Here is a 26,592-nt window from a genome sequence, read left to right as displayed (position 1 = left end):
GCTGCTCCCGCGGCGACCGGCGAACTCCGCCAGGCCTTCGACGCGACGCTCGTGCGCGGACGTGGACGTCGGCACGACGTACGTCTCGGGCCGCGCGGCGGGCGACTCGGCCGAGGGCTTGGCAGGGGTGACCGCCTCCTCCTGCTCCGCCGTGGTCCCGGTGGGCTCCGCGGGCCGCACGGACGCCGGCAGCCCGCCGAGCGGGGCGGCCGCCTCGCCGTCGTCGGGACGGGAGACCAGCAGCCAGAAGAAGTCCCGCGAACCGAGGGTGATGGACATCGTGCCGTCGGGGTCGACGGAGGGGAAGCGGGCCCCGCCGAAGACGTCGGTCAGGCTCGCCCCGGAGTGCCCGGGCATGCGGACCTTCGCCGCGCGCGGCGTGTTCGCGAGGTTCATGACGCACAGCATCGTCTCGTGCTCGTCGCTGCGGGTGAACGCGAGCACGGCGTCGTTGTCCACGTGCAGCGGCACGAAGTCGCCCGTGCCGAAGACGGGGTGGCGACGACGGACCTCGAGGATCCCGCGCACCCAGTGCAGCAGGGACGTGGGCTGCGCGAGCTGCGCCTCGACGTTGACCGCGGCGTAGTGGTTGACCAGGGACTGCACCACCGGCAGGTAGAGCTTGCCGGGGTCGGCCGTGGAGAAGCCGGCGTTGCGGTCGGGGGTCCACTGCATCGGCGTGCGGACCGCGTCCCGGTCCGGCAGCCAGATGTTGTCGCCCATCCCGATCTCGTCGCCGTAGTACAGCGTCGGCGACCCGGGCAGCGAGAGCAGCAGCGCGTGCGCCAGCTCGATCTCGGCGCGGGAGTTGCCCAGCAGCGGCGCGAGCCGGCGCCGGATGCCGACGTTGGCGCGCATCCGGGGGTCCTCCGCGTACCAGCCGTACATGGCGGCACGCTCCTCGGTGGAGACCATCTCGAGGGTCAGCTCGTCGTGGTTGCGCAGGAACGTGCCCCACTGCGCGCCCCCCGGGATCGGCGGGGTGTCGGCGAGGATGTCCCGGATCGCGCTCGCCCGCTGCTCCCGCAGCGCGTAGTAGAGCCGCGGCATCACCGGGAAGTGGAAGCACATGTGGCACTCGGGCCGCTCGTCGGTGCCGTAGTACTGCACCACGTCCTCGGGCCACTGGTTCGCCTCGGCCAGCATGATCGTGCCGGGGAACTCGGCGTCGACCATCGCGCGCAGGTCCGCGAGGAACTCGTGCGTGCGGGGGAGGTTCTCGCAGTTGGTGCCCTCCTCCTCGTAGAGGTAGGGCACCGCGTCGAGGCGGAAGCCGTCGACGCCGAGGCGGCACCAGAACCGCACGACGTCGAACATCGCCTCCTTCACGGCCGGGTTCTCGAAGTTCAGGTCCGGCTGGTGGGAGAAGAAGCGGTGCCAGAAGTACTGCCGGCGCACCGGGTCGAACGTCCAGTTGGACGTCTCGGTGTCGACGAAGATGATGCGCGCGTCCTGGTAGCGCTCGGTCGTGTCCGACCAGACGTAGAAGTCGCCGTACGGGCCGTCCGGGTTGGAGCGGGAGGACTGGAACCACGGGTGCTGGTCGCTGGTGTGGTTCATCACCAGGTCGACGATGATGCGCATGCCGCGCGCGTGGGCCTCGTCCATCAGCTCGGTGAAGTCCTCGACGGTGCCGTACTGGCCGTCCACCGAGGTGTAGTCCGAGACGTCGTAGCCGCCGTCGCGAAGCGGCGAGGGGTAGAACGGCGGCAGCCACAGGCAGTCGACCCCGAGCCACTGGAGGTAGTCCAGGCGGTCGATCAGGCCGCGCAGGTCTCCGGTGCCCGAGCCCTCGGAGTCGTGGAAGGCGCGCAGCAGCACCTCGTAGAAGACGGCCTTGCGGTACCAGTCGGCGTCGGGCGTGAGCCCCGGCCGGTCGGCACCGAGGTGACGCACCGGGTGCGTCGGGGCCGGCAGGGTCCCCGCCGGGGGAGCGGTCCGGGTCGCCACGGGTGCCGAGTGTGCGGCGTCCGCCCCGTGCGGGCCGGCGCCGGTCGCGGGGGCGCTCACAGGGCCCTCACGCTCAGGATGTGCGCGCAGCGGCCGTGCGGGTCGAGCCGGACGTACGGGTGGGCGTTCCAGTGGTACGTCTCGCCGCCGAGCTCGTCGGTCACCTCCATGACGGGGGCGTCGCTGCCCGGGTGGTGCAGGCCTAGGGCCTCCAGATCCAGGTGGACCAGGCCGTCCCGGGTGGCGTACGGGTCGAGGTTCACCACCACGACGACGGTGTCCTCCTGGCCGGTCGGGGAGTGCTCGGCGGGCACACGCTTCGAGAAGCAGAGCGTCGCGTCGTCGGTGGTCGGGTGGACGTGGACGTCGCGCAGACGCTGCAGCGCCGGGTGCGCGCGGCGGATCCGGTTGAGCGTACGCAGCAGGTCCGCGATGCCCAGGCTGTCGGCCAGCGACCAGTCGCGCTGCTTGAACTCGTACTTCTCGTTGTCGATCTGCTCCTCGGCGCCGGGGCGGGCGACGTTCTCCACCAGCTCGTAGCCGGAGTAGATGCCCCAGGTCGGCGAGCCCGTGGCGGCAAGGACGGCCCGGATGGCGAAGGCGGCCGTGCCGCCCTGCTGCATGTACGGCGTGAGGATGTCGTGGGTGGTCGGCCAGAAGCTCGGCCGCATCCGGGAGTCGGTCTGCGTGGCGAGCTCGGTGAGGTAGTCGCCGATCTCGCCCTTGGAGGTGCGCCACGTGAAGTACGTGTACGACTGGTGGAACCCGATCGCCCCGAGCGTGCGCATCATGGCCGGCCTGGTGAACGCCTCCGCGAGGAAGATGACCTCGGGGTGACGCTCGTGGAACTCGGCGAGCAGGCGCTGCCAGAAGTTCAGCGGCTTGGTGTGCGGGTTGTCGACCCGGAACGCGGTGACGCCGTGGTCCACCCACGTCTGCAGCACGTCGCGGACGGCCGTGTAGATGCCCTCCGGGTCGTTGTCGAAGTTCAGGGGGTAGATGTCCTGGTACTTCTTCGGCGGGTTCTCCGCGTACGCGATCGACCCGTCCGCCCGCGTGGTGAACCACTCGGGGTGCTCGGTGACCCACGGGTGGTCCGGGGAGGCCTGCAGGGCGACGTCGAGGGCGACCTCCATCCCGAGCTCGCGGGCGCGGGCGACGAAGTGGTCGAAGTCCGCGAAGGTGCCGAGGTCGGGGTGGATCGCGTCGTGCCCGCCGTCGGGGCTCCCGATGCCGTAGGGCGAGCCGGGGTCCTCGGGCGTGGACTCGAGGGTGTTGTTGCGGCCCTTCTTGTTCGTGGAGCCGATCGGATGGACCGGGGTCAGGTAGACGACGTCGAAGCCCATGTCGGCGATCGCGGGCAGCCGCTCCGCGGCGGTCCGCAGCGTGCCGGAGACCCACCGGCCGGTCTCCGGGTCGCGCCGGGCGCCCTCCGAGCGGGGGAACATCTCGTACCACGACCCGTACAGGGCGCGTTCGCGGTGGACCACGAGCGGGTACGTGGCAGACGGGGAGACGAGGTCCCGCAGCGGATGCGCCTCCAGCACGGCGCGGACCTCCTCGCCGGTGCCCGCGGCGAGGCGGGCCTGCGCCGGCCGGCCGGTGTCGCGCAGGCCGCCACGGCGTCGTTCAGGACGGCGGCGGCGTCGGCCGGCAGGCCGCGGTCCGCGGCGCGCCCGAGCACGAGCGCGCCCTCGGTGAGCATGAGCTCGACGTCGACACCGGCGTCGATCTTGAGCCTGGCGTCGTGGGCCCAGGTGCCGTAGGGGTCCGACCACCCCTCGACGCGGTAGCCCCAGCTGCCTGGGGCGTCGGGGACCAGCCACGCCTCGTAGCGGTCCAGACCGGGCGCGACGTCGCGCATGCGCGCCCGCGAGTGGTCCGTGCCGTCCGGGGCGACGAGCACGGCCGTGGCGGCGACGGCGTCGTGGCCCTCGCGGAAGACGGTCGCACGCACCGGGAAGGCCTCGCCCTCGGTCGCCTTGGCGGGCCATCGCCCGTCCTCGAGCACGGGAGAGACCTCGACGACCGGGATCCGGCCGATCGGTGCGAACGGAGCGGGTCGGGGCACGGACGGGCTCGTGCCGGTCGTGCGGGCACGGTCCTGGGGCTGGGTGGTGCTCACAGCGAAGAACCTATCGAGGTCCGGCCCACATGGCAGTTTGGACCCACGGGGCGGTGCCCCGCCGGCTTGCAAATGGCCCTGAAAGTCCTTGCAACGTTTTCACGTTTGATGTCTAGACTCGTGCGGGTGAGAGCCATCCGTCGTTTCACCGTCCGCAACGTCCTCCCCGAGGCGCTCGCCCCGCTCGACCGCCTGGCGCAGAACCTGCGCTGGTCGTGGCACACGCCGACCCGCGACGTCTTCGCCTCGCTCGACCCGGAGCTGTGGGAGCGGGTCCACGGCGACCCCGTCGCGCTGCTGGGCTCCCTGAGCCCCAGGCGCCTCGAGGCTCTCGCGGCCGACCCCACCCTGATCGCCGAGGTCCGCCGGCTGGACGAGGACATCGCCACCTACCTCTCCGAGCCGCGGTGGTACCAGGAGGAGCTGACCGACCCGGACAAGCCCGACGCGATCGCCTACTTCTCTGCCGAGTACGGCATCACCGCCGCGCTGCCGCAGTACTCCGGCGGTCTCGGCATCCTGGCGGGCGACCACCTCAAGTCGGCGTCGGACCTCGGGGTGCCGATCGTGGGCGTCGGCCTCCTCTACGGCGCGGGCTACTTCAAGCAGTCCCTCACGCGCGACGGATGGCAGCACGAGACCTACCCGCTCCTCGATCCCGACAACCTGCCGCTGAGGCTCCTGCGCGAGGACGACGGCACACCCGCGCGCGTGACGCTGCCCCTTCCCGGCGGCAGCTCCCTCCACGCGCAGATCTGGGTGGCCCAGGTGGGCCGGGTGCCGCTGCTGCTGCTGGACTCCAACATCGCCGAGAACGACGACTCCGCGCGCCGGGTCACCGACCGCCTCTACGGCGGCTCGGCCGAGCACCGGCTGCGCCAGGAGCTCCTGCTCGGCATGGGCGGCGTCAAGGCCGTCCGCACCTACTCGCGGCTGACCGGTGCGCCGGAGCCGCAGGTGTACCACTGCAACGAGGGCCACGCGGGCTTCCTCTCCGTCGAGCGCGTCCGCGAGCTCGTCCAGGGCGAGGGGCTCACCTTCGAGGAGGCGCTGGAGGCCGTCAAGGCGGGCACCGTCTTCACCACCCACACCCCCCGTGCCGGCCGGCATCAGCCGGTACGGCACGGACCTCGTCTCCGCGTACTTCGGCGGCGGCGCCGAGATCCAGGGCATCCCGCTGGAGAAGGTGCTCGCGCTGGGTGCCGAGGACTTCGAGGGGGGCAACCCGGCCGTGTTCAACATGGCCATCATGGGCCTGCGCACCGCCCGCCGGGCCAACGGTGTCGCGAAGCTGCACGGCAAGGTCTCGCGCGGCATGTTCCACCAGCTCTGGCCCGGGTTCGACACCACCGAGGTGCCCATCACCTCCATCACCAACGGCGTCCACGGCGCGACCTGGCGGGACCCGGCGTTCGCCGACCTCGTCAGCAGCAAGCTCGAGCCGGAGCAGATCGAGTCCGGGGAGGGCTTCCTCCTTCCGGCCGAGCAGGGCGGGCTGTCCGACTCCGAGCTGTGGCAGATGCGTGCGACGCTGCGGCGGAAGCTTGTCGTGGAGGCGCGCCGGCGGGTGCGCAAGTCGTGGCTCGACCGCGGTGCCTCGCCGGCGGAGCTGGGGTGGACCGATGACGTGCTGGACCCGGACGTCCTGACGATCGGGTTCGCGCGCCGGGTGCCCACCTACAAGCGGCTCACGCTCATGCTCTCGGACCCGGAGCGTCTCACCCGGCTGCTGACCGACCCCGAGCGGCCGATCCAGATCGTGGTGGCCGGCAAGTCGCACCCGGACGACGAGCAGGGCGTCGGGCTGATCCAGAAGCTCGTGCAGTTCGCCGACGGCGTCGGCGTGCGCGAGCGCATCGTGTTCCTGCCGAACTACGACATTGCGATGGCGCAGCGCCTGATGCCGGGCTGCGACGTGTGGCTGAACAACCCGCTGCGGCCGCTGGAGGCCTCGGGGACCTCGGGGATGAAGTGCGCCCTCAACGGCGCCCTCAACCTCTCGATCCTCGACGGGTGGTGGGACGAGTGGTACGACGGCCGCAACGGCTGGGCCATCCCGACCGCCGACGGCGTGCAGGACCAGGCAGAGCGTGACCGGCTCGAGGCCGCGGCCCTGTACGAGCTGCTCGAGGACACCGTCGTGCCCCGGTTCTACGACCGGGACGCCGACGGCGTCCCGCGCCACTGGATGGAGATGGTGCGCCACACGCTCGCCACCCTGGGGCCGAAGGTCCAGGCAACGCGCATGGTCCGGGAGTACGTCACCACCCTGTACACGCCGGTCGCCCGCAGCTCGCGGCAGATCGCGGGCGACGGCCTGGCCGGCGCGCGCGAGCTCGCCGGCTGGAAGGCCAGGGTCCGCTCCGGCTGGCAGGGCGTCCGCGTCGACCACGTCGAGTCCGAGGGCGTCTCGGACGTCGTCAACGTCGGTGACCGGATCCGCGTGACGGCCTACGTGGACCTCGGCGAGCTGCGGCCCGAGGACGTGCAGGTCCAGGCCGTCGGCGGGCTGGTGGACGACAACGACTCGATCACGGTCATGGGCGTCTTCCCGCTCCAGCACACCGAGAGCTTCGAGGGTGGACGCCACGCGTTCGCCGCGTCCCACGTCCTCGACGCGACCGGCCCGTTCGGCTACACCGTCCGCGTGGTGCCGGACAACCCGATGCTGGCCGCGCCCACCGAGCTCGGACTGGCGACGTCGGCGGAGCACTGAGCCGGCCTCCACGGCCGACGAGGAAGGCCCCTGCGCCACCGGCGCAGGGGCCTTCCTCTCTGTCCCGGCCGCTGCCCGCCGCTCCCGGCCGCGCGCGACCGCGGGTATACGGGCGGTCGCGGGACGTCAGTAGACCATCTGCATGGCCTCGCGGACCTCGGCGAGCGTCGCCTCCGCGACCGCGTTCGCGCGCTCGTTGCCCTCGCGCAGCACCTGCAGCAGGTAGGCGGGGTCCGCCGTCAGCTCGGCACGCCTGGCACGGATCGGTGCGAGCATCTCGTTGACCGCCTCGATGGTGGCCTTCTTGAGGGTGGCGGCTCCGCCGTCGCCGATCTCCGTGGCGACCTCGTACGGGTCCCGCCCGCCTGCCAGAGCCGTCAGGAGCACCAGGTTCGAGACCTCGGGGCGGTTCTCGGGGTCGTAGGTGATGTGGCGGTCGGAGTCCGTGACCGCCCGCTTGAGCACCTTCGCGGTGGTGTCCGCGTCCATGCCGAGCTCGATCGTGTTCCCGCGCGACTTGCTCATCTTCTGCCCGTCCGTGCCGAGCACGCTGGCGGCGCTCGACAGCAGCGCCTCGGGTCCGGGGAAGACCGGCTCCGAGCCGGCCCCCGCGCGGCCGTAGCGCTCGTCGAAGCGCCGGGCGATCACGCGTGCCTGCTCCAGGTGCGGGAGCTGGTCCTTGCCGACGGGGACGAGGTTCGCCTTGCAGAAGAGGATGTCGGCGGACTGGTGCACCGGGTAGGTGAGCATGAGGCCCGACATCGGCCGGTCGCCGGTGGCCTCGAGCTCGGACTTCACGGTCGGGTTGCGGCGCAGCTCGGAGTCGGTGACCAGCGACAGGAACGGCAGCATCAGCTGGTTGAGGGCCGGCACGGCGGAGTGGGTGAAGATCGTGCCCGCGTCCGGGTCGATGCCCACCGCCAGGTAGTCCGCGACCAGTGACAGCACACGGTCGCGGACGGGACCCACGCCGTCGCGGTCGGTGATGACCTGGTAGTCGGCGATCAGCACCCACGTCTCGACGCCGGCGTGCTGCAGACGTACCCGGTTCTGCAGGCTGCCGAAGTAGTGGCCGATGTGCAGGTTGCCGGTAGGGCGGTCGCCCGTGAGCACGCGGAAGCCGCTCGGGTCCTCGGCGATCTGCGCCTCGATCTCGTCGCTGCGGCGCCGGGTGCGCTCGAGGGAGGCGTCGGTGGTGGACTCCGCCAGGTCGGTGGCGACATTCTGCTCGGTCATGAGGTCCTCAGGTCTCGGGCCGCCGCCGCGGGGCGCGCCGAGGCCGCCTCGCGGGACGGCCGGTGGAAGGGTGCTTCGAGGGAGCCGTCCGTCAGGACGGCCACCAGAGACGCACACGGGTCGGCACGGGGGACAGCCTAGCGCCGCCGAGCGCGTGGCTGCCGAGCCGTCCGGGACCGTGGGCCTCGTGCGCCGGGTCAGCGGGCGAGGTAGATCCGCATGCTGAGCGACTCGAGGTCGACCGACTCGCCGGGCGAGGCGAGCAGGTCGAGCGGGTCCGTCTCGGCGTGCTGCACGCCGTCGGGCCGCTCCCACGACGAGTCCCACACGAGCTCGTAGTCCCGCCCGCGCCCCCCGGGCAGGGTGACGACCTGCTGGTCCAGGGATCCGTTGAGGACGACCAGCGCGTCGGCGTCGCCGTCGGGCAGGCCGGAACGGAGCATCTGCAGGACCCGCTGGTGCGGGTCGTGCCAGCCGTCCGGCGTCATGGCCCTGCCGTCGCCGTCGAACCACGACAGGTCGGGAAGGACGTCCCCAGGGGTGCCGGGCCGGCCGATCGCGAAGCGGGCCGGGCGCAGCACCGGGTGCTCCGCGCGCAGCCGCAGCAGGTAGGCGGTGGTCTCGAGCAGGTCGCTGTGCCAGTCGTCGCGCCGCCACCCGATCCAGGAGATCTCGTTGTCCTGGCAGTACGGGTTGTTGTTGCCGCCCTGGCTGCGGCCGATCTCGTCACCGGCCGTGATCATCGGCGTGCCCGCCGAGACGAGGAGCGTGCCGAGGAGGTTCCGCATCGAACGACGGCGCAGCGGCAGGATCTGGGCGGCCGGCGAGTCGGACGGGAGCGGCCCCTCGACGCCGTGGTGCCAGGAGCGGTTGTCGTCCGTGCCGTCGCGGTTGCCCTCGAGGTTGGCCTCGTTGTGCTTGTGCTCGTAGGAGACCAGGTCGGCGAGGGTGAAGCCGTCGTGGGCGGTGATGAAGTTCACCGAGGCCAGCGGCCCCCGCCCCCCCGGGCACCTCGCCGGTCCCGAACAGGTCGGCCGAGCCGGACAGTCGCGTGGCGAGGTCGCGCAGGTCGTGCCCGGTGTGCCCCTTGGCGGCCGCGGCCGGGTCGGCGAGCCAGAAGGAGCGCACGGTGTTGCGGAACCGGTCGTTCCAGTCGGCCATCGGCGCGGGGAACTGGCCCGTGCGCCAGCCGCCCGGGCCCAGGTCCCACGGCTCGCTGATCAGCTTGGTGCGGGAGAGCAGCGGGTCCGTCGCAAGGGCGACGAGGAAGGGGTGGTCCGGCGTGAAGTCGGGGCCGTTGCGCCCGAGAGTGACCGCGAGGTCGAACCGGAAGCCGTCGACGCCGACCTCGCCCGCCCAGTACCGCAGGGAGTCGAGCGCGAGCTGCACCACGCGGGTCCGGCCGAAGTCGAGGGTGTTTCCGCAGCCGGTCATGTCGACGAGGTGGGTCGGCGCCGCGGAGTCGTGGAGGTAGTAGCCGGTGCTGTCCAGGCCGCGCAGGTTCAGGGTCGGACCGTGTGCACCGCCCTCGCACGTGTGGTTGTAGACGACGTCCAGCACGACCTCCAGGCCGGCGGCATGGAGGAGGGAGACCATGCCCTTGACCTCGGCCAGCACGGCCTCGGGCCCGGCCTCCTGCGCGGCGCGGGTGGCGTACGTCGGCTCGGGCGCGAAGAACGCCAGGGTGTTGTAGCCCCAGTAGTTCGTCAGCCCCTTCCTCGTCAGGAACGGCTCGGGGAACTTGGCGTGGATGGGCAGCAGCTCCACCGTGGTCACGCCGAGCCTCTTGAGATGGGCGATGGTGGCCGGGTGCGCGAGGCCGGCGTAGGTGCCGCGCAGCTCGGGCGGGACCTCCGGCAGCCGCATCGTCAGCCCGCGCACGTGCGCCTCGTAGAGGACCGTCCTGGCCCACGGCACGCGGGGGCCGTCGACCGCCCCGTCGAAGGTGTCGTCGACGATCACCCCGTGCGCCACGAACGGCGCCGAGTCGTGCGGGTCCGGGAGCATCTGTGCGTCGACGGGCGCGAGGTCCGCGCCGACGGTGTGCGCGTGGATCGCCGGCACCAGCTCCACGCCCCCGGCGAGAGCGCGGGCGTAGGGGTCCAGCAGCAGCTTGGCGGGGTTGTGCAGCAGCCCGGAGGCCGGGTCCCAGGGGCCGTGGACCCGGAACCCGTAGCGTGCACCGGCCCGCACCCCGGGGACGTGACCGTGCCAGATGCCGTCCACCGGCCCGCGCAGCTGCACCCGCCGTTCGCTCAGGCGTCCGTCCGGTGCGACGTCGATCAGGCACAGATCGACCCGGGTGGCGCGCGAGGCGTGGACGGCGACGTCGATGCCGTCGCCGACCAGGTGCGCGCCGAGCCGCCGGGGGCTGTCCGCGGGGCCGGGCACCGGGTCCGAGCCGGTGTCGGTGTACGCCTCCGTGCGCCCGGAGCCGGACAGGGACATCGTGATACTCACCGTGCCATTCAACCTCACCGGGGAGTGCTGCCCGTGTCGTTCGGGTGTTCTCCGACGCGGTCGGCGGACCGGCTGCCCGAACCGGGGCGCCGGGTGGGCTCCCCGACGCACCGGGCTGTCGCTCACCCGGACGAACCGGGCGATTCCGCTCCCGGGCGGGCCAGGTGGCAGTCTTGGTCCCATGAGGATCGTCGTGTGCGTCAAGCACGTCCCGGACCTGCAGTCCGACCGTTCCCTGGACGAGGACGGCCACCTCGTGCGCGGCGAGGACGACGTCCTCAACGAGCTCGACGAGAACGCCGTGGAGGCCGCGGTCGCCCTCGGCGAGGAGCACGGGGCGGAGGTGGTCGCGCTGACCGTCGGCCCCGACGACGCCGTCGACGCCGTCCGTCGGGCGCTGCAGATGGGGGCCGACTCCGGCGTCCACGTGGCCGACGACCGGATCGCGGGCTCCGACGTCGTCGCCACCGCCAAGGTCCTGGCCGCCGCGGTGCGCGCCCTCGGCGCGCAGACGCCCGTCGACCTCGTCGTGACCGGGATGGCGACCATGGACGGCCTGACGTCGATGGTGCCGGCCGCGCTCGCGGCCGCGCTCGACCTGCCGGCGCTGACGCTCGCCAGCGAGATGTCTCTCGAGGGCTCCACCGTCACGATCACCCGCAGCATCGGCGACGCCGACGAGCGGCAGGCCGCCGAGCTGCCCCTCGTGCTGTCGGTCACCGACCAGGCCAACGAACCGCGCTACCCCAACTTCAAGGCGATCATGGCGGCCAAGAAGAAGCAGGTGACCACCTGGTCGCTGGACGACCTCCCCGACGCCGGCGCCGCCGGGTCCGACGGCGCACCCGCCGTCGGGCGCCCGGCGCCGGCACCACCGTGCGGAGCGCCGCCGCGCGGCCGCCGCGCGAGGCCGGGCGCATCCTCACCGACACCGGGGACGCCGGCGCCCAGCTCGCCGCGTACCTCGTCGAGAACAAGCTTGTCTGAGGCAGGAGAGAACATGCCCGAGCTCGACCGTCCCCTGCTCGTCGTCGTCGACCACGTCGACGGCGCCCTGACCGCGCCCTCCGCGGAGGTCCTCACCCTCGCCCGGTCGCTGACCACGGGGCCGGTCTCCGCCGTCGCCCTCGAGACCCCGGACACCGGGGCGCTGGGTCGCTACGGGGCCGGGACCGTCTACGTCCCCGAGCTTGGCGACCTCTCGCCCACGGTCTCGGCGGTCGCCGCCGAGGCCGTGCTCGCCGCCGTCCGGCAGGCCGGCCCGGCCGCCGTGCTGCTCGTGTCGAGCTTCGCGGGCAAGGAGCTGGCCGCGCGGCTCGCCGTCGCCCTCGACTCGGGCGCGGTCGTGGACGCGACCGGCGTCACCGTGGACGGCGGCGCGCTGGTGGCGTCCAAGGTGGTCCTGCAGGGCACGTGGGAGACCACCTGCGAGGTCACGCGAGGCGTGCCCGTCATCGCCGTCAAGCCGACCGTCGTCGAGGCCACCGCGGTGGACGGGGCCGAGGCGGAGGTCGTCGCCGTCCCGGTCGAGTTCTCCGCCTCGGCCCGCGCGGTGCGCGTGCTGTCCCGCACGGAGCATCCCCGCGGGCGCGCGCCCCTGGGCGAGGCGCGCGCGTCGTCGTCGGCGGGCGGGGTCTGGAGGGCGACTTCTCCCTCGTGACCGAGCTGGCCGACGAGCTCGGGGCCGCCGTCGGCGCCACCCGCGTGGCCACCGACGAGGGGTGGATCGAGCACGCCGCCCAGGTCGGGCAGACCGGCGTGACGATCTCGCCGCGGCTCTACATCGGCGTCGGGGTCTCCGGCGCGATCCACCACACCGCCGGCATGCAGGCGGCACAGACGGTCGTCGCGGTGAACTCCGACCCCGAGGCGCCCATCTTCGAGATGGCGGACCTGGGCATCGTCGGCGACCTCCACGACGTGCTGCCGCAGGCCATCGCCGAGCTGCGCCGGCTGAAGGGCTAGGGCGGACCGGCTGCGGAGCGCCCGGCCGAGCGGCCGGGGTGGCGGGCTCGCTGGCTTCCGGCGGCCCGCTGAGTCGCGCCGTCAGCCCCGGCGGGCCCAGGCCCCGCCGCCCTGCTGGCGGTGGCCGCGGTGCGCCGTGGTCGCGCTGCTGCGGCTACCGGTCCGGTCGCAGGGGACGAGACTGCCGGCCGGCGCCCTGGCCGACCGCGAAGCGAGCTGACCCGGCGAGCCGGACCTGCTCCGAACGGCGCATCGCGGCCGTCGGTCCTAACCTGTTGGTCTCGGGAGCTCCACGCCGACGACCTCCGATCTGGGACGACAAGACATGCGAGGGCACGAGCATGGCCGAGCAGAGCACCGCGGACACGCAGACCTGGCGGTCGATCAACACGATCCGCACCCTGGCGATCGACGCGGTCGAGGCCGCCAGTTCCGGCCATCCGGGCACGGCGATGGCGCTCGCGCCCGTCGGCTACACCCTGTGGCAGCGCTACCTGCGCTACGACCCGGACCTGCCGGTGTGGGCGAACCGTGACCGGTTCGTGCTCTCCGTCGGGCACGCCTCGACCCTGCTGTACAGCCTCCTGCACCTGTCGGGGGTCAAGGCCGTCAACGCCGACTACGAGACGGTCGGGGACCTGGCCGTGCCGCTGGAGGACCTCAAGGCGTTCCGCCAGCTCGACTCCAAGTGCCCGGGTCACCCCGAGTACCGGTGGACCTCCGGCGTCGAGACGACGAGCGGCCCGCTCGGCACCGGCATCGCCACCTCGGTGGGGATGGCGATCGCCGGCCGCTGGTACGCCGCGACGTACAACCGGCCCGGCTACGACCTGTTCGACTACGACGTGTACGCCCTCTGCGGGGACGGCGACCTCATGGAGGGCGTCGGGGCCGAGGCGGCGTCCCTGGCCGGGCACCTGCGCCTGTCGAACCTGTGCTGGATCTACGACTCCAACCGGATCACCATCGAGGGCTCGACCGACCTCGCCTTCAGCGAGGACGTCCCCGGGCGGTTCGAGGCGCTCGGCTGGGCCGTGGAGGAGGTCGACGACGCCAACGACCTCGACGCCCTGGCCGCGGCTTTCGACGCGTTCAGGTCCCGGACCGACCGGCCGACGTTGATCGTCGTGCGGACCGTCATCGGGATCGGCGCCCCGGGCAAGCAGGGCACCGCGGCGGCCCACGGCGAGCCGCTGGGAGCCGAGGAGGCCCGGGCCGCCAAGGCGTCCTACGGCTGGCCCGAGGACGCCCAGTTCCTCGTCCCGGACGAGACCTACGACGACTTCGCCCGGGGCGTGCGTGCCCGCGGGGGAGCGGCCCGGACCGAGTGGGAGACGCTCTTCGCGCGGTACGCCGAGGAGTACCCGGACGAGGCCGAGCAGCTCAACCACATGCAGCGGCGCACCCTCCCCGACGGCTGGGACGCCGACCTGCCGACGTTCGAGGCGGACCCCAAGGGGATCGCGGGCCGCGCCGCCTCCGGCACGGTCCTCAACGCCGTCGCCAAGAACGTGCCGTGGCTGCTCGGCGGGTCCTCCGACCTCGCCCCGTCGAACAAGTCCCGGCTCACCTTCGACGGCGCGGGGGACCTCTCCGCCGACGACCCGGGCGGGCGCAACCTCCACTTCGGGGTGCGCGAGCACGCCGCCGCCGCCGTCGCGAACGGCCTGGCCCTCTCGAAGATCCGCGCCTACCAGGCCGGGTTCCTCATCTTCTCCGACTTCCAGCGTGGCGCCGTGCGCCTCTCGGCCCTCATGGAGATCCCGGTCATCCACCTCTACACCCACGACTCCATCGGGGTGGGAGAGGACGGCCCCACCCACCAGCCGGTCGAGCACCTCGCCTCCCTGCGGGCCATGCCGGGCCTCATCGACATGCGTCCGGCCGACGCCAACGAGGTGGTCGAGGCGTGGCGGACGATCATGCCGATCAGGCACGAGCCGGTGGCACTCATCCTGTCCCGACAGAACCTGCCGACCATCGACCGGGAGAGGTACGCCAGCGCCTCCGGCGTCGCCCGCGGCGCCTACGTCCTCGCCGGCGACCCGGACCGGACCCCGGAGGTCATCATCATCGCCACCGGCAGCGAGGTCTCTCTCGCGCTGTCCGCGCACGAGGAGCTGGTCGCCGACGGGATCGCCTGCCGCGTGGTGTCGATGCCGTCGGTCGCCCTGTTCGACCAGCAGGACCAGGCGTACCGCGACGAGGTGCTGCCCCCGCAGGTGACCGCCCGGGTCGCCGTGGAGCAGGCGTCCTCGTTCGGGTGGCACCGGTGGGTCGGTCCGGAGGGCCGGATCATCGCCATGGACACCTTCGGCTCGTCCGCGCCGCTGAAGGACCTCCAGACCAGGTTCGGGTTCACCCCGAGCGCCGCAGTCGCCGCCGCCCGCGAGCTTGTCGGTCGCTGACCGGGGCCACTCGGCCCCCGTGGCCGGGCGGTGCCGCAGCGGTAGACCGGGTGCGACCTTGCCGCGACGTTGCATAGTGCCCAGAGTTCGGGCGTCCGGGACCACCCTGACGGCGGGTTCCCTCGGGCGGGGGAGCGGATCCGGTCCGGACCACCGTGACGGGTGATCCGCCCGCGCCCGCGCCAGACAAGTGTGGAGGCATGAAATACGCAACCATTGCCACCACGTACTGGACCCTCGCCGCCGGCGCCGGCCTGCTGCTCGCCGCGACCGGCACCGACCTCGCGCTCGCCGAGCGTCTGCCCACCCCGACGGCGGCGCTCGCCGGGCTCCTGCCGCTGCCCGTCTTCCTCGTCCTGGCCGCGGCGCTGGCCGCCGTGCTCGCCGGCACGGCCGGGCGGTTCGTCGCCGAGAGTCGCATGGACGGCGGCGCAGGCCGGACCCTGTCCGGCCTGCGCCTGGTGTTCGCCGGAGCCGTCGCGAGCGGGATTCTCGGCCTGCTCACCCTGACCGCCGGTCTCCTGGCGTTCATCGGGTACCTGCCCCTCGCGCTGGTCATGGCACCGTTCCACGAGGGCATGCGCGACTCGCTCGTGAACACGGTCGACGCCAGCCTCGTCGTCCAGCTCATCGTGGTCGTCGGCGTCCTGCTGTGGGGCGCGGCCGCCCGGGAGCATCTGCGGCGTCACCCGGTCCCTGTGCCGGCGTGGGCGCGACCCGACGCCGCGGCCCGATGGGGCAGGTGGGCCGTGGTGGTCGCCGTCGTGCCGCCGCTGGCGTACGCGCTCACCCGCTTCGTCTGGATGTTCTACCCGCTCGGGTTCGACCGGGAATTCTGGGAGGTGGCGCAGGCGGAGGGGTCGCTGCTCGCCGGCGTCTGGCTGGGCGCGTTCGCCGTCGTCGGAGCCGTCCTCACGGTCGGACTCGTCCAGCGCTGGGGCGAGAACGTGCCCGGGTGGGTGCCGGTCATCGGTGGCCGCCGGGTGCCGCCCGCGGCCGCCATCGTCCCCGCGACGTTCGTCTCCATCGTCGTCACCCCGGCAGGCATCTCCATGCTGCGGCAGGCGGCGGAAGGCGGCGGCCTGGCCACCGAGATCGTCGAGAACTGGGCCGCCGCAGGGCCGACCTTCCTGTGGCCGGTGTGGGGCCTCGCCCTCGGCGCGGCGACGCTGGCGTACGCGCTGCGACGCGCGGGCGAGCGGCGGGCGTCGGTGGATGCCGAAACCCGAGTGCCGGCCCTCTGACGGATGAGCGCCCGTCCGCCGTCGTCCTGCTCCTACCGACGACGGCGGACGGTGCCGTGTCCTACGCGGTAGAGAAAGCGGTAGGGGCATCCCAGAGAAAGGGTTGGTCGAGGAGATGGGTGGTTCGGGCAGACTTGCCGCCATGGCCGTCCCAAAGGTGCTCCAGCCGCTGACCAGCGCGGCGACGCCGCGCCGCGGGGTGCTCCTCGTCATCGGGGGCGTGGTCGCGGCGGCCTACGGGCTGCTCGCCGCCGGGTTCGGGCAGATGTACGGGCAGCCGGACGTTCCTCGCGCGGTGATCACCGCGCTCGTCGTCGTCACTGCAGCCATCGTCCTCACTCCGCCGTTCCTGCACTCGGTCCGCGTCCTCGACGCTCTCGCGGCCCGAACCTTCCTCGACGCCGACCTGCCCGTCCTGCCCGGACGCGGCACCAGCGCGAGCCTGCGCGGGGCGGCGTGGTACCTCGCCCTGCTCGCTGCCGGAGCGGTCGCCGTCCTCTCCCTGCTGGTCTGCGTGCCGGTCGCCGTCACGCTCGTGGCCCGGCAGTCGGGCGTCACCGTCCTGGACCGGACGCTCGGCGCGCTCGGTGGACTGCCGGTGGTGCCCGCCGTCGTTCTCGCGGTCGTCCTTCTGGTGGTGCCCGCTTACGTCTTCTGGTGGCTCGGCGAACTTCTCCGCCTCCTCGCGCCGGTGCTGCTCGGGCCGTCCGCGCAGGAGCGGATCACACAGCTCGAGGACGAGAAGCGTCAGCTCGCCGCACGCAACGCCCTCGCCCGCGACCTCCACGACAGCGTCGGTCACGCCCTGACAGTCACCTCGCTTCAGGCCGCAGCCGCCGAGCGGGCACTCGACCGCGATCCCGAGTTTGTCCGCTCCGCGCTCACCGCTATCGCCAGCACCGGTAGGGATGCGGCTGCCGAGCTCGACCGTGCGCTGGGACTGCTCCGCCAGGGCGAGGCGCCGACGGCCGCGGAGGCCGCCGCGGGGGATCGGACCCTTGCCGACCTGCCCACTCTCGCCGATGAGCTGGGCACCGCCGGGGCCGAGGTCGCGCTTGCGCTGCCCACCACCGATCAGGTGCCACCGCTCGTCTCTCGCGCGAGCTACGCCGTCGTCCGTGAGGCGACGACGAACGCTCTGCGCCACGGTGACGGCAGCATCGTCATCACCATCGGGGTCACCGGCTCCGCAGTCGAGATCGAGGTGGTCAACGGTCTGTCCGGCGGGGGGAGCGGGGAACCCCGGGACAGGGCGGGGATTGGCCGGCATGCGGGAGAGGGCTGTAGCCCTCGGTGGTGAGATGACCTGGGGCGTCGAGGAGGGCCGGTGGGCGGTCCGCGCCCGGTTGCCGTGGGAGGAATCGTGACGGTCAAGGTCCTGCTCGTCGACGACGAGGCGCTCGTGCGCGGCGGCCTGCGGTACATCATCGACGCTGAGCCCGACCTTGAGGTGGTCGGTGAGGTCGCCGACGGCGCCGACGTGCCCGACGCCGTTGCCCGGACGCACCCCGACGTCGTGCTCATGGACGTGCGCATGCCGGGCCTCGACGGCATCTCGGCCACGCGGGCGCTGCTCACGCACGCCGACCGCTCCGGTGCCGCCGCCCCGCACGTGCTCGTCCTGACGACCTTCGAGAACGACGACTACGTCCTCGATGCCCTGCGCGCCGGCGCGAGCGGGTTCCTCCTGAAACGTGCCCTACCGGAGCAGGTGCTCGAGGGCATCCGGGTGGTCGCGCGCGGCGAGGCGCTACTTTTCCCGACGGCGCTGCGCCGGCTCGTCGCCGCATCCGGCGCCGTGGACGACGGCGAGCGGCTCGCCCGCGTCCGGCTGTCTGAGCGGGAACAGGAGGTGCTTCGCCTCCTCGCGTCGGGGCTGTCGAACCAGGAGATGGCCGCCGAACTCTTCGTTGGGACCGAGACCGTCAAGACGCACGTCGGGTCGATCCTGACCAAGCTCGGGGTCCGCGACCGCACCCAGGCCGTAGTCCGAGCCTACGAGTCTGGGTTCGTCCGTCCCGGAAGCATCTGAAGGGAACACGCTCGCTGGGGACAACACGCGGGCAAGTTATCGAACACAGAATTATCGTAACCTCAGCGTTGGTCGAGTAGTTCGACTGAGTTGGCGGTCCATTGTTGGATCTGTGGGACGCCTTCGAACAATGTGATGTCCCCTTCGGTGCAGAGGGTCGTGCCGGGTGAGATTGGCTCTACGCCGCCGATGTCCCACAGTACGATGGTGAATCTCCCGGGGTCGGGGTAGTTGCGGCCAATATTGAGGAAGACATCGTCGTTCGAGTAGCCAACATCGGCTAGCGGTCCGCACACACGCTGGTTGGTACCTACGAAGCTGGCCGCATCGCTCCAGGGAATCCCACCGTCGGGGGGCTCTTCCACTGCAGTTTCGCCAGCAGGCGCTGGTGAGGGCCCGATGATGCACAGACCTTCCTCGCTGAGCAGGTCGATCGCTTCCCTACGGATTAGTTCGTTCCATGAGTCGCAGGATTCAGCGCCGTACTGCTCGGCGAATCCACGTGCCGACATGTAGTCGGGCCAGACACCAGATTCTGTCGGGCAGTTGTCCCCGAGCCAGTCGAGTTCCGAGTTGATGGCTTCCGACGTATCGTCGGTCCTAACTCGCTCCACGATGGTGTTGAACAAATCGCTGCACGAGACGTTTTGTGGTGGATTGGGTGGACCAATCGACGTTCCCTCCAGCACCGCAACTGGCGAGCAGCATCACTGTTAGTGATGTAGCCCCAACCCGAACAGGAACCCACTTCAACCTCGTACTCACCTCGGCGCCAGCCAATCGGACATCGACGAATGGAACTGAAGGCAAACCTATCGGTCCACGTCTGAAACTGTCCGACGTATGCCTTCTCGAAGTTTTGTCGGCGGTGTCTATCGTGAGAAGTGGACAGCTGTTGGGTTCCTCAAGCGAAGCTCTACTGCGCGATTTTGGAAATCTCCATGACCGCAGCGAACCTCCAGCTTGCCTTCAGCGGCAAGTCCCCAGGCCCCTCCATCGCCTGCCAGGCGGCCTTGAAGAGTGTGGCCCTCTCGTCCCCGCTATGGGTCGTTCGGGCGATCCGAAGGGTCTCCGCAAGCTCGGTCGGAGGCACGTGTTCGAAGTCTCGGCTGCCGAGCCGTCGGGGTCTTACGGCCTCTTGGCCTGGCAGGCGGTAGGTGTGCGGTTTGACCCCAGGCTCGGAGAGCGGGTCCTCCTCTACGAGAACCCCGCGGCTGGCAGCTTGGGCAATCACCGAGTTCAGCGTCTGGGACACCTCTTTCCCGAGTTTTCGCTCGCCCCTCGCAGCCGCTACCACGGCGTGTATGCGAAAGCCCGTCGTGGGTCCCTCAGTGGCGAGGATCTGAATGACATCGGCCAGCAGAGTCTGGCGGGACTCTGAACCGGTCGATTGGAGCTGCCCCCGGAACTCGGTATGTGGAGGCAAGGTCGTCCCTTCTGGACGGGGATTCCGACTGGCGGATCCCCTGAGCGGTTCCGGCCGGTCGTGTCGCTGCTGCACGTCCGCAACCGGCGAGCTTCCGTTGAGTGCCGCTTCGACGTAAAGGGAGACTGGGGTTCCTACGGAGGTTTCCTTCGTCGCCTTCAGCGGACGGTTCCTTTGCATCGCCGCACTTGTCCCGGCTTCGTGGTCGCTGGCCGTCGCAAACGTCGGACGTCGAGGTACGCCCGGGCGGGCTGCCTCCGCATCTGCGTACTCCCCGGAGGAGTCAGGGAGCGAGTCGCCGGATTGAACGTCGGGTGCGGTTCCTGACGCAGGCTGGCGTTCTTCGCGGTCTGTCGATGGTGACGTGTCAGCTGTCGAAGACGGGCGGGACCTGTGTGACCCTCGGCCAAACACCGCATCAGCCGCCTTGTGCACGGCTTGCGTGGACTCCGTGCTTCCCGAGCTGTCGGGCTGCTTCCTCGGAGGATGCGGCTTCGAGCTTTCCTCCGCCGAATCGTCATCGTCCAGCTCTGTGAGCCGGGGTAGATCGAGATACTCGGCCAGAACCTGCGAGCGGCTCGGATGGCGAAGCTTGTCCATCGTCTTCTTCTCGATCTGACGGATCCGCTCCCGCGTCACGCCGTAGACCCGACCGATCTCGTCCAGAGTCATCGGCTCTCCGGTCGTTAAACCGAAACGCATCGAAATGACGCCCGCTTCGCGTTCGGAGAGTGTGTCAAAGACTGCGTGGAGCTGTTCCCGAAGCAGAACGTCAACTACGGCATCGAACGGGTCGACCGTGTCGTTGTCGACGATGAGGTCGGCCATCGGCACGAACCACGTGCCCTCGTAGTACTCCGCTCGGGCTGAGGCCTCTTCGCGGTCGACTGCGAGAGGCACATCGAGCGAGAGGACCGGACTGCTGTAACGGTCCAGCTCTGCAATCTTGTCCGCCGTGCTGTCGATCTCCTTTGCGACCTCTTCGAGGCCGGGCTCGCGCTCTAGGCGCAGCGCGAGCCGGCGCCTTGCTTGACGCAACTGGTTGACTTGCTCTACCAGATGCACGGGCAGGCGGATCGTGCGGGCCTGGTCCGCCATCGCACGGGTGATGGCCTGACGGATCCACCAGGTCGCGTAGGTCGAGAACTTGTAGCCCTTGGTGTAGTCGAACTTCTCCACGGCGCGGATCAGGCCGAGGTTTCCCTCCTGGATCAGGTCCAGGAAGAGCATGCCGCGGCCAGTGTACCGCTTGGCCAGGGAGACGACCAGGCGCAGGTTGGCCTCGAGTAGATGGTTCTTGGCCAGGTGACCGTCGTTGGCGATCCACTGCAGCTCGCGGCGCAGCTTTGGCGCGAGGTTCTCGCTCTCGGTCGCCAGCTTCTCCTCGGCGAACAGGCCGGCCTCGATGCGCTTGGCGAGCTCGATCTCCTGCTCGGCGTTCAGGAGCGCGACCTTGCCGATCTGCTTGAGGTAGTCCTTCACCTGGTCCGCGGTGGCCCCGGCGGTGACGACCTGCTGGACGGGCGCGTCGTCATCGCTCGTGTATGAGATGACGAGGGCGCCCGGGTCCGGAATCTTCTTGTCGACGATCAGGGGGGAACTCGCTCTGCCGTCGTTGCCCTCCCGTCCGGACCACGAATCGGAACCCGTCGCGGGTGCCCCTGGCGCGAGCTTGAGGCTCGACTTCTTGGTTCTTCCCGCTTGTAGGGACTTCTTCGTCGCCGGCGCTTTCTTGGCGCCGAGCCGGAGAACGCCGCCCAGCTTTTTCTTAGGCAGCCATGCCTTGCTCGCGGGCGTGGCCGGACGATCCAGTTCTTCGGATCGCTCGGGCTGACCGTCTTCCACTGCCTACCGTCCCATCGTTGCGCTGGTCCTTCGATCGTAAGTCGGACCACTGACATCTGGCTGCGCGTTTCGGCAGATGATGTTCCGAATCGATAACGGCGTCGGTCAACGGTGATAAGAAGGTCCGACGGGACATGGCGGAGGTAGGCGTGGAATCGATCGTTGACATGCGGTGGGCCGAGGTTGAAGAGGGGCTCGCTCCGTTGGTCGCCGCCAGGGCTGATCAGTGTCTCGCCGCCTACGTCGAGGACCCCACGCGCATCGAGGAGGACGCTCGCAAGGAGATTGCCTCGGCGGAGGGCGGGTACGGGCGCAAGCAGATCCACGAGCTCGTCCAGAACGCCGCCGACGCGATGCGGCGCGCACCCGGGACCATCGAGGTCCGCCTGACCGACGATGTCCTCTACGTGGCCAACGAGGGAGAGCCATTCAGCGAGGCTGGGGTCGTCGCGTTGCTGTACTCCCACTTGTCCCGCAAGGCGGATGACCAGATCGGCCGCTTCGGTCTTGGGTTCAAGTCGGTCACGGCCATCTCGAGCTCGCCTCAGATCTTCAGTAGATCGGGGTCGTTCGGTTTCGACAAGGCACGCTCCGAGGCGGTGATCCGCTCCAAGGTGCCAGCTGCACCGATGATCCCGGCCCTCCGCGTGGCTTGGGCGCTGTCGCCCTCGGAGTGGGCCGCGCGCGACGCGATCCTTGCCGACCTCATGCAGTGGGCAACGACAGTGGTCCGCATCCCGCTGGAGCGAGGGCAGAACCACCTTCTTGAAGACCTGACGTCTTTCCCCACCCAGCTGCTGCTCTTTGCCGACCATGTTCGCCGGCTGAGGCTCGTCGCCCCGGACCGTTCCGTGCGTGAAGCCACCGTCGTCATGGCGTCCGACGACGAACGGGTGCTGCAGGAAGGACGGTCCAAGACCAGATGGCGGGTCTTCTCGCGCGAGCACCGTCCGAGCCCCCGCGCACTGACGGATGCAGGCTCGGTCCGAGCGAGGGAGTCCATCGAGCTGAGCTGGGCCGTCCCCCTGGAGGGCAGGATCGGCCTGGGCGACTTCTGGTCCTACTTTCCCGTCGACGAGCACACGACCCTCTCGGGTCTGATCAACTCTCAGTGGAAACTGACCGACGATCGTGTGTCTCTGCTCAAGGGGCCGTTCAACGAGGAGATCCTCACCCAGGTCCTTCCCGAGCTCGTGGCGGACGCACTTCCGACCCTTCACGAGCAGGTCGGTGCGGCGTATCTCGACCTGCTTCCTGCCCGTGGCCGCGAGATCCAGGGTTGGTCCGACACGGTCCTCAACGAGCCGGTCTACGCGCGCCTCCGGCAGGTGCCCTCGCTCCCCGACGTCGACGGCGTCCTCCGGCCGCCCGCCGAGGTGTCCCTGCACCCGCCGGAGCTGCCCACAGAATGGAAGGAGCGGTGGGTGCGCCGGCCGCCGGTGTCCGGCACGTGGGTGAGTCACGAGGTGGACGCGTCCACGACGAGGCGCTCCCGGGCCGAGCGCCTCCTGACCGAAGGAAGTCGAGAGCCGGGCCTTCGGGCATGGATCGAGGCGCTCGCTGCGGACGGTACGGCGGCCGGGAGCGTGCACGCACTCGGTCTGGTCGGCGCCATCCTCCTAGAGGGAACACCTGAACAGGCGGAGGAGGCGCGCCAGGCCGTCGTCGCGCTCCTGGAGAACGGACAGGTCGTCCCTCCCCGTCCCGGTCACGTCTTCCTCCGGACCACCCTGGGCGAGGACGGTGTCTTCGTCCACCCGGAGGTCGCAGCCGACCCGGAGGCCGTCGAGACGCTGCGCCGCCTCGGCGTCGGACCCCTCGACCCCGTAGGTCTCCTGCGTCGCGAGCTCGCCGCCTCCGAGGACTGGGAGCGGATCTGGCAGCACACCCGGTCGCTCGATGCCAAGGTGGCCGTCCAGGCCCTGCGGGACGCGCTGCCGGGTCTCCCGGAGGAGACCGTCCAGGTCCGCGTCGAGTCCGGGGCGTGGAAGCCGCTTGGCTCGGTCCTGAGGAGAGGGGCAGTTTTCCCCGGCGACCAGACGCAGGACCGCGACTTCGTCGTCGACGAACGCTTCCACCGCCAGGACTTCGAGTGCCTGGAGGCGTTAGGCCTGTCGGACAGGCCGAAGCCACGGAGCAATGCGCCCGTCGAGGCCTGGTTCCGGGCGTACGAGCACCACGCCCGCACCGGCTTCATCAACTCGCTCAAGGGCCCCCGTCCGCAACCGGAGAAGGTGGTCGTCAACGGCCCTACCCCGCCGCTCTACCCTTTGGAGTTCTTGCCCGAGCTGAGCCCTGAGGGACGCGCGAGGCTGACCGCGACTGCCCTACGGTCTGCGAGTCCGATCGAGTGGACGGTCGCCCACCAGACGAACAAGAACTATGGCCGCAAGTCCCTCGTCCCTCCGGACTACTGGTGGCTCCAGCGTCACGGCAGACTCCGGACCGTGCTCGGGCCGTGGCCTCTGACCAAGTGCCTTGCACCCGAGCCTTCCGACGGCGACCCGCGTCTTGCTTCGTTCCTCCCGGTGCCTCTCGACACGGTCCACGGCAACGCCCAGTACCTGGGTATGGTCACTGCGCTCGAGGACATCGACGCAGAGGACTGGGCCAGCATCGTCCAGGCAGCCGAGGAGCGCCTCGACGACGCCGCCCTCTCCGCGGCTTACGCGTGGGCGAGCCAGTTCGTCTCGGCTCCTCCGACCGTGTTGGCACACGTCGGGAACAGGCGCCAACGGTGCACGCCGGCCGACGTGGCCGTCACAGAGGATCGCAGCACCTTCGCGGCCCTGAGGCAGGGAAGGATCCCCGTCCTGCTGGTCGACGGCGATGACTATGCAGACGTGCTGGTCGACGAGTGGGGCATGCGGGAGGCGTCCGACCTCGTCGGGTTCGAGTACGTGGCCGAACCACGCGGTGAGAGCGAGCTTCTGGTCGACCGGTTCCCCTCGATGCGTATGTGGCTCGATCCAGAGCAGTGGCCCTCGATCGTGATCCAGGAATGCGCGTCGATCGAGCTGGCCATCACCACGCCGGCGGGACGCGACACCTCGGTGCGCACATCCGCACGAGACTCTGACGGGAAGGTCTTCTTCACGGCTGAGGAGCCCGGAGAGGCCCTCGCGCAGATTGCCGAGGAACTGGGCATCGAGCTGTCGGACGAGGACCTCCGCGCCATCCTGGACCAGGAGCAGCAACGCCGCACCAGCACTCTCGCGACGGAAATCCGAGAGGCGGGCGACGATCTGGATCGTCTCGTCCTGGCGGTGGGGGAGGAGGCGCTTCGGCGCGAGGTCCCGGCAACCACGCTGGCCGCCGTTCATGACCAGGGAAAGCCGGTCCTCCCGCGCGACCTCGCAACGTTCGCGATGGCGATCCACGGCTACGGCCTCCTCGGGCACCTCCGTGCGGTCCTGGCGGAACGGGGGCTGAATCCCCCTGAGCGGTGGAACGGCACCGCTCGCGCGCGCCAGTTCGTCGCTGACCTCGGCTTCGGGCTCGAATGGGCGGGCTTTCCTGACGACGGCGAACGCGGGGCGACACTCTCCGTCGAGGGGCCGGCGCGCCCGTTCCCGCTGCACGACTACCAGCAGTACGTGGCGGGCAACATCCGCAAGATGGTCCGCGGCGAGGGGCAGGGGCGCGGACTGGTGGCGCTGCCCACGGGAGCCGGCAAGACGAGGGTGGCTGTTCAGGCGCTGACGGAGGCCCTTGCCGCCGGGGAGCTCAAGGGACCGGTCATCTGGATAGCGCAGACGGATGAGCTGTGCGAGCAGGCGGTCCAGAGCTGGGCCTCAATCTGGCGAGCCTTCGGCAGCCCGGACATGACCCTGAGCATCAGCCGGTTCTGGGGAAGCAACACCATCGCCGAGCACCCGGAGGCGGCCGAGGTCGTCGTCTCGACACCGCAGACGCTGATGAACGCGCAGTCGTCACCGTCCTACCAGTGGCTCACGGGCGCCGACATGGTCGTCGTGGACGAGGCGCACACTTCAGTGGCGCCCATGTACACCGCCGTCCTCGACTGGCTCGGCCGAGGTAGGTCCCGGCGGGAGCGCCGCCTCCTCCTTGGGCTCACCGCAACGCCCTTCCGTGGCACGAACGAGGCGGAGACGCACCGCCTGGTGCGGCGCTACGACGACAACCGTCTTGAGAAGGGGGCGTTCGACGGCGACATGTACCGCGCCCTGCAGGACAAGGGCATCCTTGCGCGGGTGAACCAGCGCGTCCTCGACGGAAGCGAGCTCAGCCTGAACTATCAGGAACTGACCGAGCTCCAGGATCGCCGGCTTCTTCCGAAGGGGGTCGAGCAGCGACTCGGGCAGGACCTGGCCAGGAACCAGCGGATCGTCCAGTCGATCGTGGATCTGCCCGAGGACTGGACCGTGCTCCTGTTCGCAACGTCGGTGGAGAACGCCGAGTCGCTGGCGGCGCAGCTCGCATATGCCGGTGTACCGGCCGCCGCTGTCTCGGGAGCCACCAAGGCGGCGTACCGGAGGGATGTGGTCCGGCGATTCCGTGCGCGTGAACTACGAGTCCTGACGAACTACAGCGTGCTCACCCAGGGCTTCGATGCCCCGGAGGTCAGGGCCGTCTACGTAACTAGGCCGACGTGGAGTCCCAACCTGTATCAGCAGATGATCGGGCGCGGATTGCGTGGCCCCAAAAACGGCGGCTCAGAGCTGGTGGACATCATCAACGTCGCGGACAACGTCAACGAGTACGGAGAGCAACTCGCCTTCAGCCACTTCGACTACCTGTGGTCGACCAGCCGATGAATTTAGGGCGAAGTATTAGGGATGACTAGCGACCACTTCCCAACGCCGTTGCACTCACTCGACGGGCGCTGGAGTGTGTTCGCTAAGCCCTTCGATCTGTGGCGTTAGTTGGAGATTTTCGAGTCGACTCAGCAGATCGGTGAGTTCGCTGACGATCAACTCGAGGGCTGTGGTGATGTGACGCGGGCCGTTGAGGTCGGTCAGAACCTCGGTTCTGTTCATCTCCAGCGGCGCAATCTGTTCGGCCTCGGTCGTATCAATGCGTGAGTTCCAGTCCTTCGCCACCACACTGCAGATTTCGGACGCGATTCGCCGAGCCTCCGCGGGCCAGCGCCGCTCCTGCTGCACATCTCGAAGCTGCTCGACGCCATCAAGAGCCAGATCGATGAAGACCATCGACTTCTCGA

General features: G+C 70.4%; 13 protein-coding genes and 4 pseudogenes. 9 read left to right on the top strand and 8 right to left on the bottom strand.

Features of this window, described 5'->3' with window-relative positions:
* Positions 1–222: 222 nt before the first annotated feature.
* Both treS and DA06_RS00395 read right to left on the bottom strand, forming a co-directional pair.
* Positions 223–1,896 (bottom strand): annotated as a pseudogene (gene treS, locus DA06_RS00400) (maltose alpha-D-glucosyltransferase); the annotation flags it as partial.
* A gap of 110 nt (positions 1,897–2,006) precedes the next feature.
* Positions 2,007–4,021 (bottom strand): annotated as a pseudogene (locus DA06_RS00395) (maltotransferase domain-containing protein).
* A 180-nt stretch (positions 4,022–4,201) separates the two neighbouring features.
* On the opposite strand from DA06_RS00395, the pseudogene glgP reads away from it, so the two are divergent.
* A pseudogene (gene glgP, locus DA06_RS00390) lies at positions 4,202–6,791 on the top strand (alpha-glucan family phosphorylase).
* Positions 6,792–6,917: 126 nt separating this feature from the next.
* Here glgP and trpS read toward each other — a convergent pair.
* The 3 genes from trpS to DA06_RS00375 all read right to left on the bottom strand — a co-directional run bounded on the left by trpS (position 6,918) and on the right by DA06_RS00375 (position 10,487).
* Complete coding sequence (gene trpS / locus DA06_RS00385) at positions 6,918–8,027, bottom strand: tryptophan--tRNA ligase (RefSeq protein WP_043496485.1); 1,110 nt, start codon at positions 8,025–8,027, stop codon at positions 6,918–6,920.
* Positions 8,028–8,224: 197 nt separating this feature from the next.
* Complete coding sequence (locus DA06_RS00380; RefSeq protein WP_052436175.1) at positions 8,225–8,815, bottom strand: hypothetical protein; 591 nt, start codon at positions 8,813–8,815, stop codon at positions 8,225–8,227.
* The gene (locus DA06_RS00375) at positions 8,754–10,487 is read right to left on the bottom strand and encodes a glycogen debranching protein (RefSeq protein ID WP_418606683.1); all 1,734 of its coding nucleotides are present in this window, start codon (positions 10,485–10,487) and stop codon (positions 8,754–8,756) included. Before DA06_RS00375 ends, DA06_RS00380 begins: the two co-directional genes overlap by 62 nt.
* A 181-nt stretch (positions 10,488–10,668) precedes the next feature.
* Between DA06_RS00375 and DA06_RS00370 the strand changes: the two are divergent.
* The 7 genes and pseudogenes from DA06_RS00370 (at position 10,669) to DA06_RS00340 (ending at position 18,136) form a co-directional block, all read left to right on the top strand.
* Positions 10,669–11,474, top strand: a pseudogene (locus DA06_RS00370) (electron transfer flavoprotein subunit beta/FixA family protein).
* Between the two features lie 13 nt (positions 11,475–11,487).
* A complete protein-coding gene (locus DA06_RS00365; RefSeq protein WP_418606682.1) occupies positions 11,488–12,147 on the top strand; it encodes a hypothetical protein in 660 nt (219 codons plus the stop codon).
* Positions 12,144–12,452, top strand: a complete 309-nt coding sequence (locus DA06_RS00360; protein ID WP_418606681.1) for an electron transfer flavoprotein subunit alpha/FixB family protein — start codon at positions 12,144–12,146, stop codon at positions 12,450–12,452. The genes DA06_RS00365 and DA06_RS00360 overlap by 4 nt, the downstream gene beginning before the upstream one ends.
* Positions 12,453–12,793: 341 nt before the next feature.
* The gene (tkt, locus tag DA06_RS00355; RefSeq protein ID WP_052436173.1) at positions 12,794–14,860 is read left to right on the top strand and encodes a transketolase; all 2,067 of its coding nucleotides are present in this window, start codon (positions 12,794–12,796) and stop codon (positions 14,858–14,860) included.
* Between the two features lie 200 nt (positions 14,861–15,060).
* Positions 15,061–16,104, top strand: a complete 1,044-nt coding sequence (locus DA06_RS00350) for a hypothetical protein (RefSeq protein WP_052436172.1) — start codon at positions 15,061–15,063, stop codon at positions 16,102–16,104.
* A gap of 142 nt (positions 16,105–16,246) precedes the next feature.
* Positions 16,247–17,404: a sensor histidine kinase gene (locus DA06_RS00345; protein ID WP_043496472.1), complete on the top strand. Its 1,158-nt coding sequence runs from the start codon at positions 16,247–16,249 to the stop codon at positions 17,402–17,404.
* 63 nt (positions 17,405–17,467) lie between these two features.
* Complete coding sequence (locus DA06_RS00340) at positions 17,468–18,136, top strand: response regulator transcription factor (protein ID WP_043496471.1); 669 nt, start codon at positions 17,468–17,470, stop codon at positions 18,134–18,136.
* Between the two features lie 62 nt (positions 18,137–18,198).
* On the opposite strand, the gene DA06_RS00335 is transcribed toward DA06_RS00340, so the two are convergent.
* Positions 18,199–18,825, bottom strand: a complete 627-nt coding sequence (locus DA06_RS00335) for a hypothetical protein (protein WP_418606680.1) — start codon at positions 18,823–18,825, stop codon at positions 18,199–18,201.
* A 227-nt stretch (positions 18,826–19,052) separates the two neighbouring features.
* Positions 19,053–21,407 (bottom strand): sigma-70 family RNA polymerase sigma factor, encoded by a 2,355-nt coding sequence (locus DA06_RS00330; RefSeq protein ID WP_418606679.1) that lies wholly within the window; start codon positions 21,405–21,407, stop codon positions 19,053–19,055.
* Positions 21,408–21,556: 149 nt separating this feature from the next.
* Here DA06_RS00330 and DA06_RS00325 point away from each other — a divergent pair, with 149 nt between their 5' ends.
* Positions 21,557–26,185 (top strand): DEAD/DEAH box helicase family protein, encoded by a 4,629-nt coding sequence (locus DA06_RS00325; RefSeq protein ID WP_418606678.1) that lies wholly within the window; start codon positions 21,557–21,559, stop codon positions 26,183–26,185.
* A gap of 54 nt (positions 26,186–26,239) precedes the next feature.
* Here the strand turns inward: DA06_RS00325 and DA06_RS00320 are convergent, their stop codons facing one another.
* Positions 26,240–26,581, bottom strand: coding sequence for a hypothetical protein (locus tag DA06_RS00320; RefSeq protein WP_418606677.1), 342 nt, complete (start codon positions 26,579–26,581; stop codon positions 26,240–26,242).
* Positions 26,582–26,592: the final 11 nt, after the last annotated feature.

Origin of the sequence: Georgenia sp. SUBG003, from assembly GCF_000715355.2 — a bacterium.
Taxonomy (GTDB): Bacteria; Actinomycetota; Actinomycetes; order Actinomycetales; family Actinomycetaceae; genus Georgenia.
The sequence above is the reverse complement of the archived record's forward strand: the minus strand, read 5'-3'. Positions and strand labels throughout refer to the sequence as shown.

Coding starts and splice junctions, on each gene's coding strand:
- trpS (WP_043496485.1), bottom strand. CDS start 8,027: ATGACCGAGCAGAATGTCGCCACCGACCTGGCGGAGTCCACCACCGAC.
- DA06_RS00380 (WP_052436175.1), bottom strand. CDS start 8,815: ATGCGGAACCTCCTCGGCACGCTCCTCGTCTCGGCGGGCACGCCGATG.
- DA06_RS00365 (WP_418606682.1), top strand. CDS start 11,488: ATGCCCGAGCTCGACCGTCCCCTGCTCGTCGTCGTCGACCACGTCGAC.
- tkt (WP_052436173.1), top strand. CDS start 12,794: ATGGCCGAGCAGAGCACCGCGGACACGCAGACCTGGCGGTCGATCAAC.
- DA06_RS00350 (WP_052436172.1), top strand. CDS start 15,061: ATGAAATACGCAACCATTGCCACCACGTACTGGACCCTCGCCGCCGGC.
- DA06_RS00345 (WP_043496472.1), top strand. CDS start 16,247: ATGGCCGTCCCAAAGGTGCTCCAGCCGCTGACCAGCGCGGCGACGCCG.
- DA06_RS00320 (WP_418606677.1), bottom strand. CDS start 26,581: ATGGTCTTCATCGATCTGGCTCTTGATGGCGTCGAGCAGCTTCGAGAT.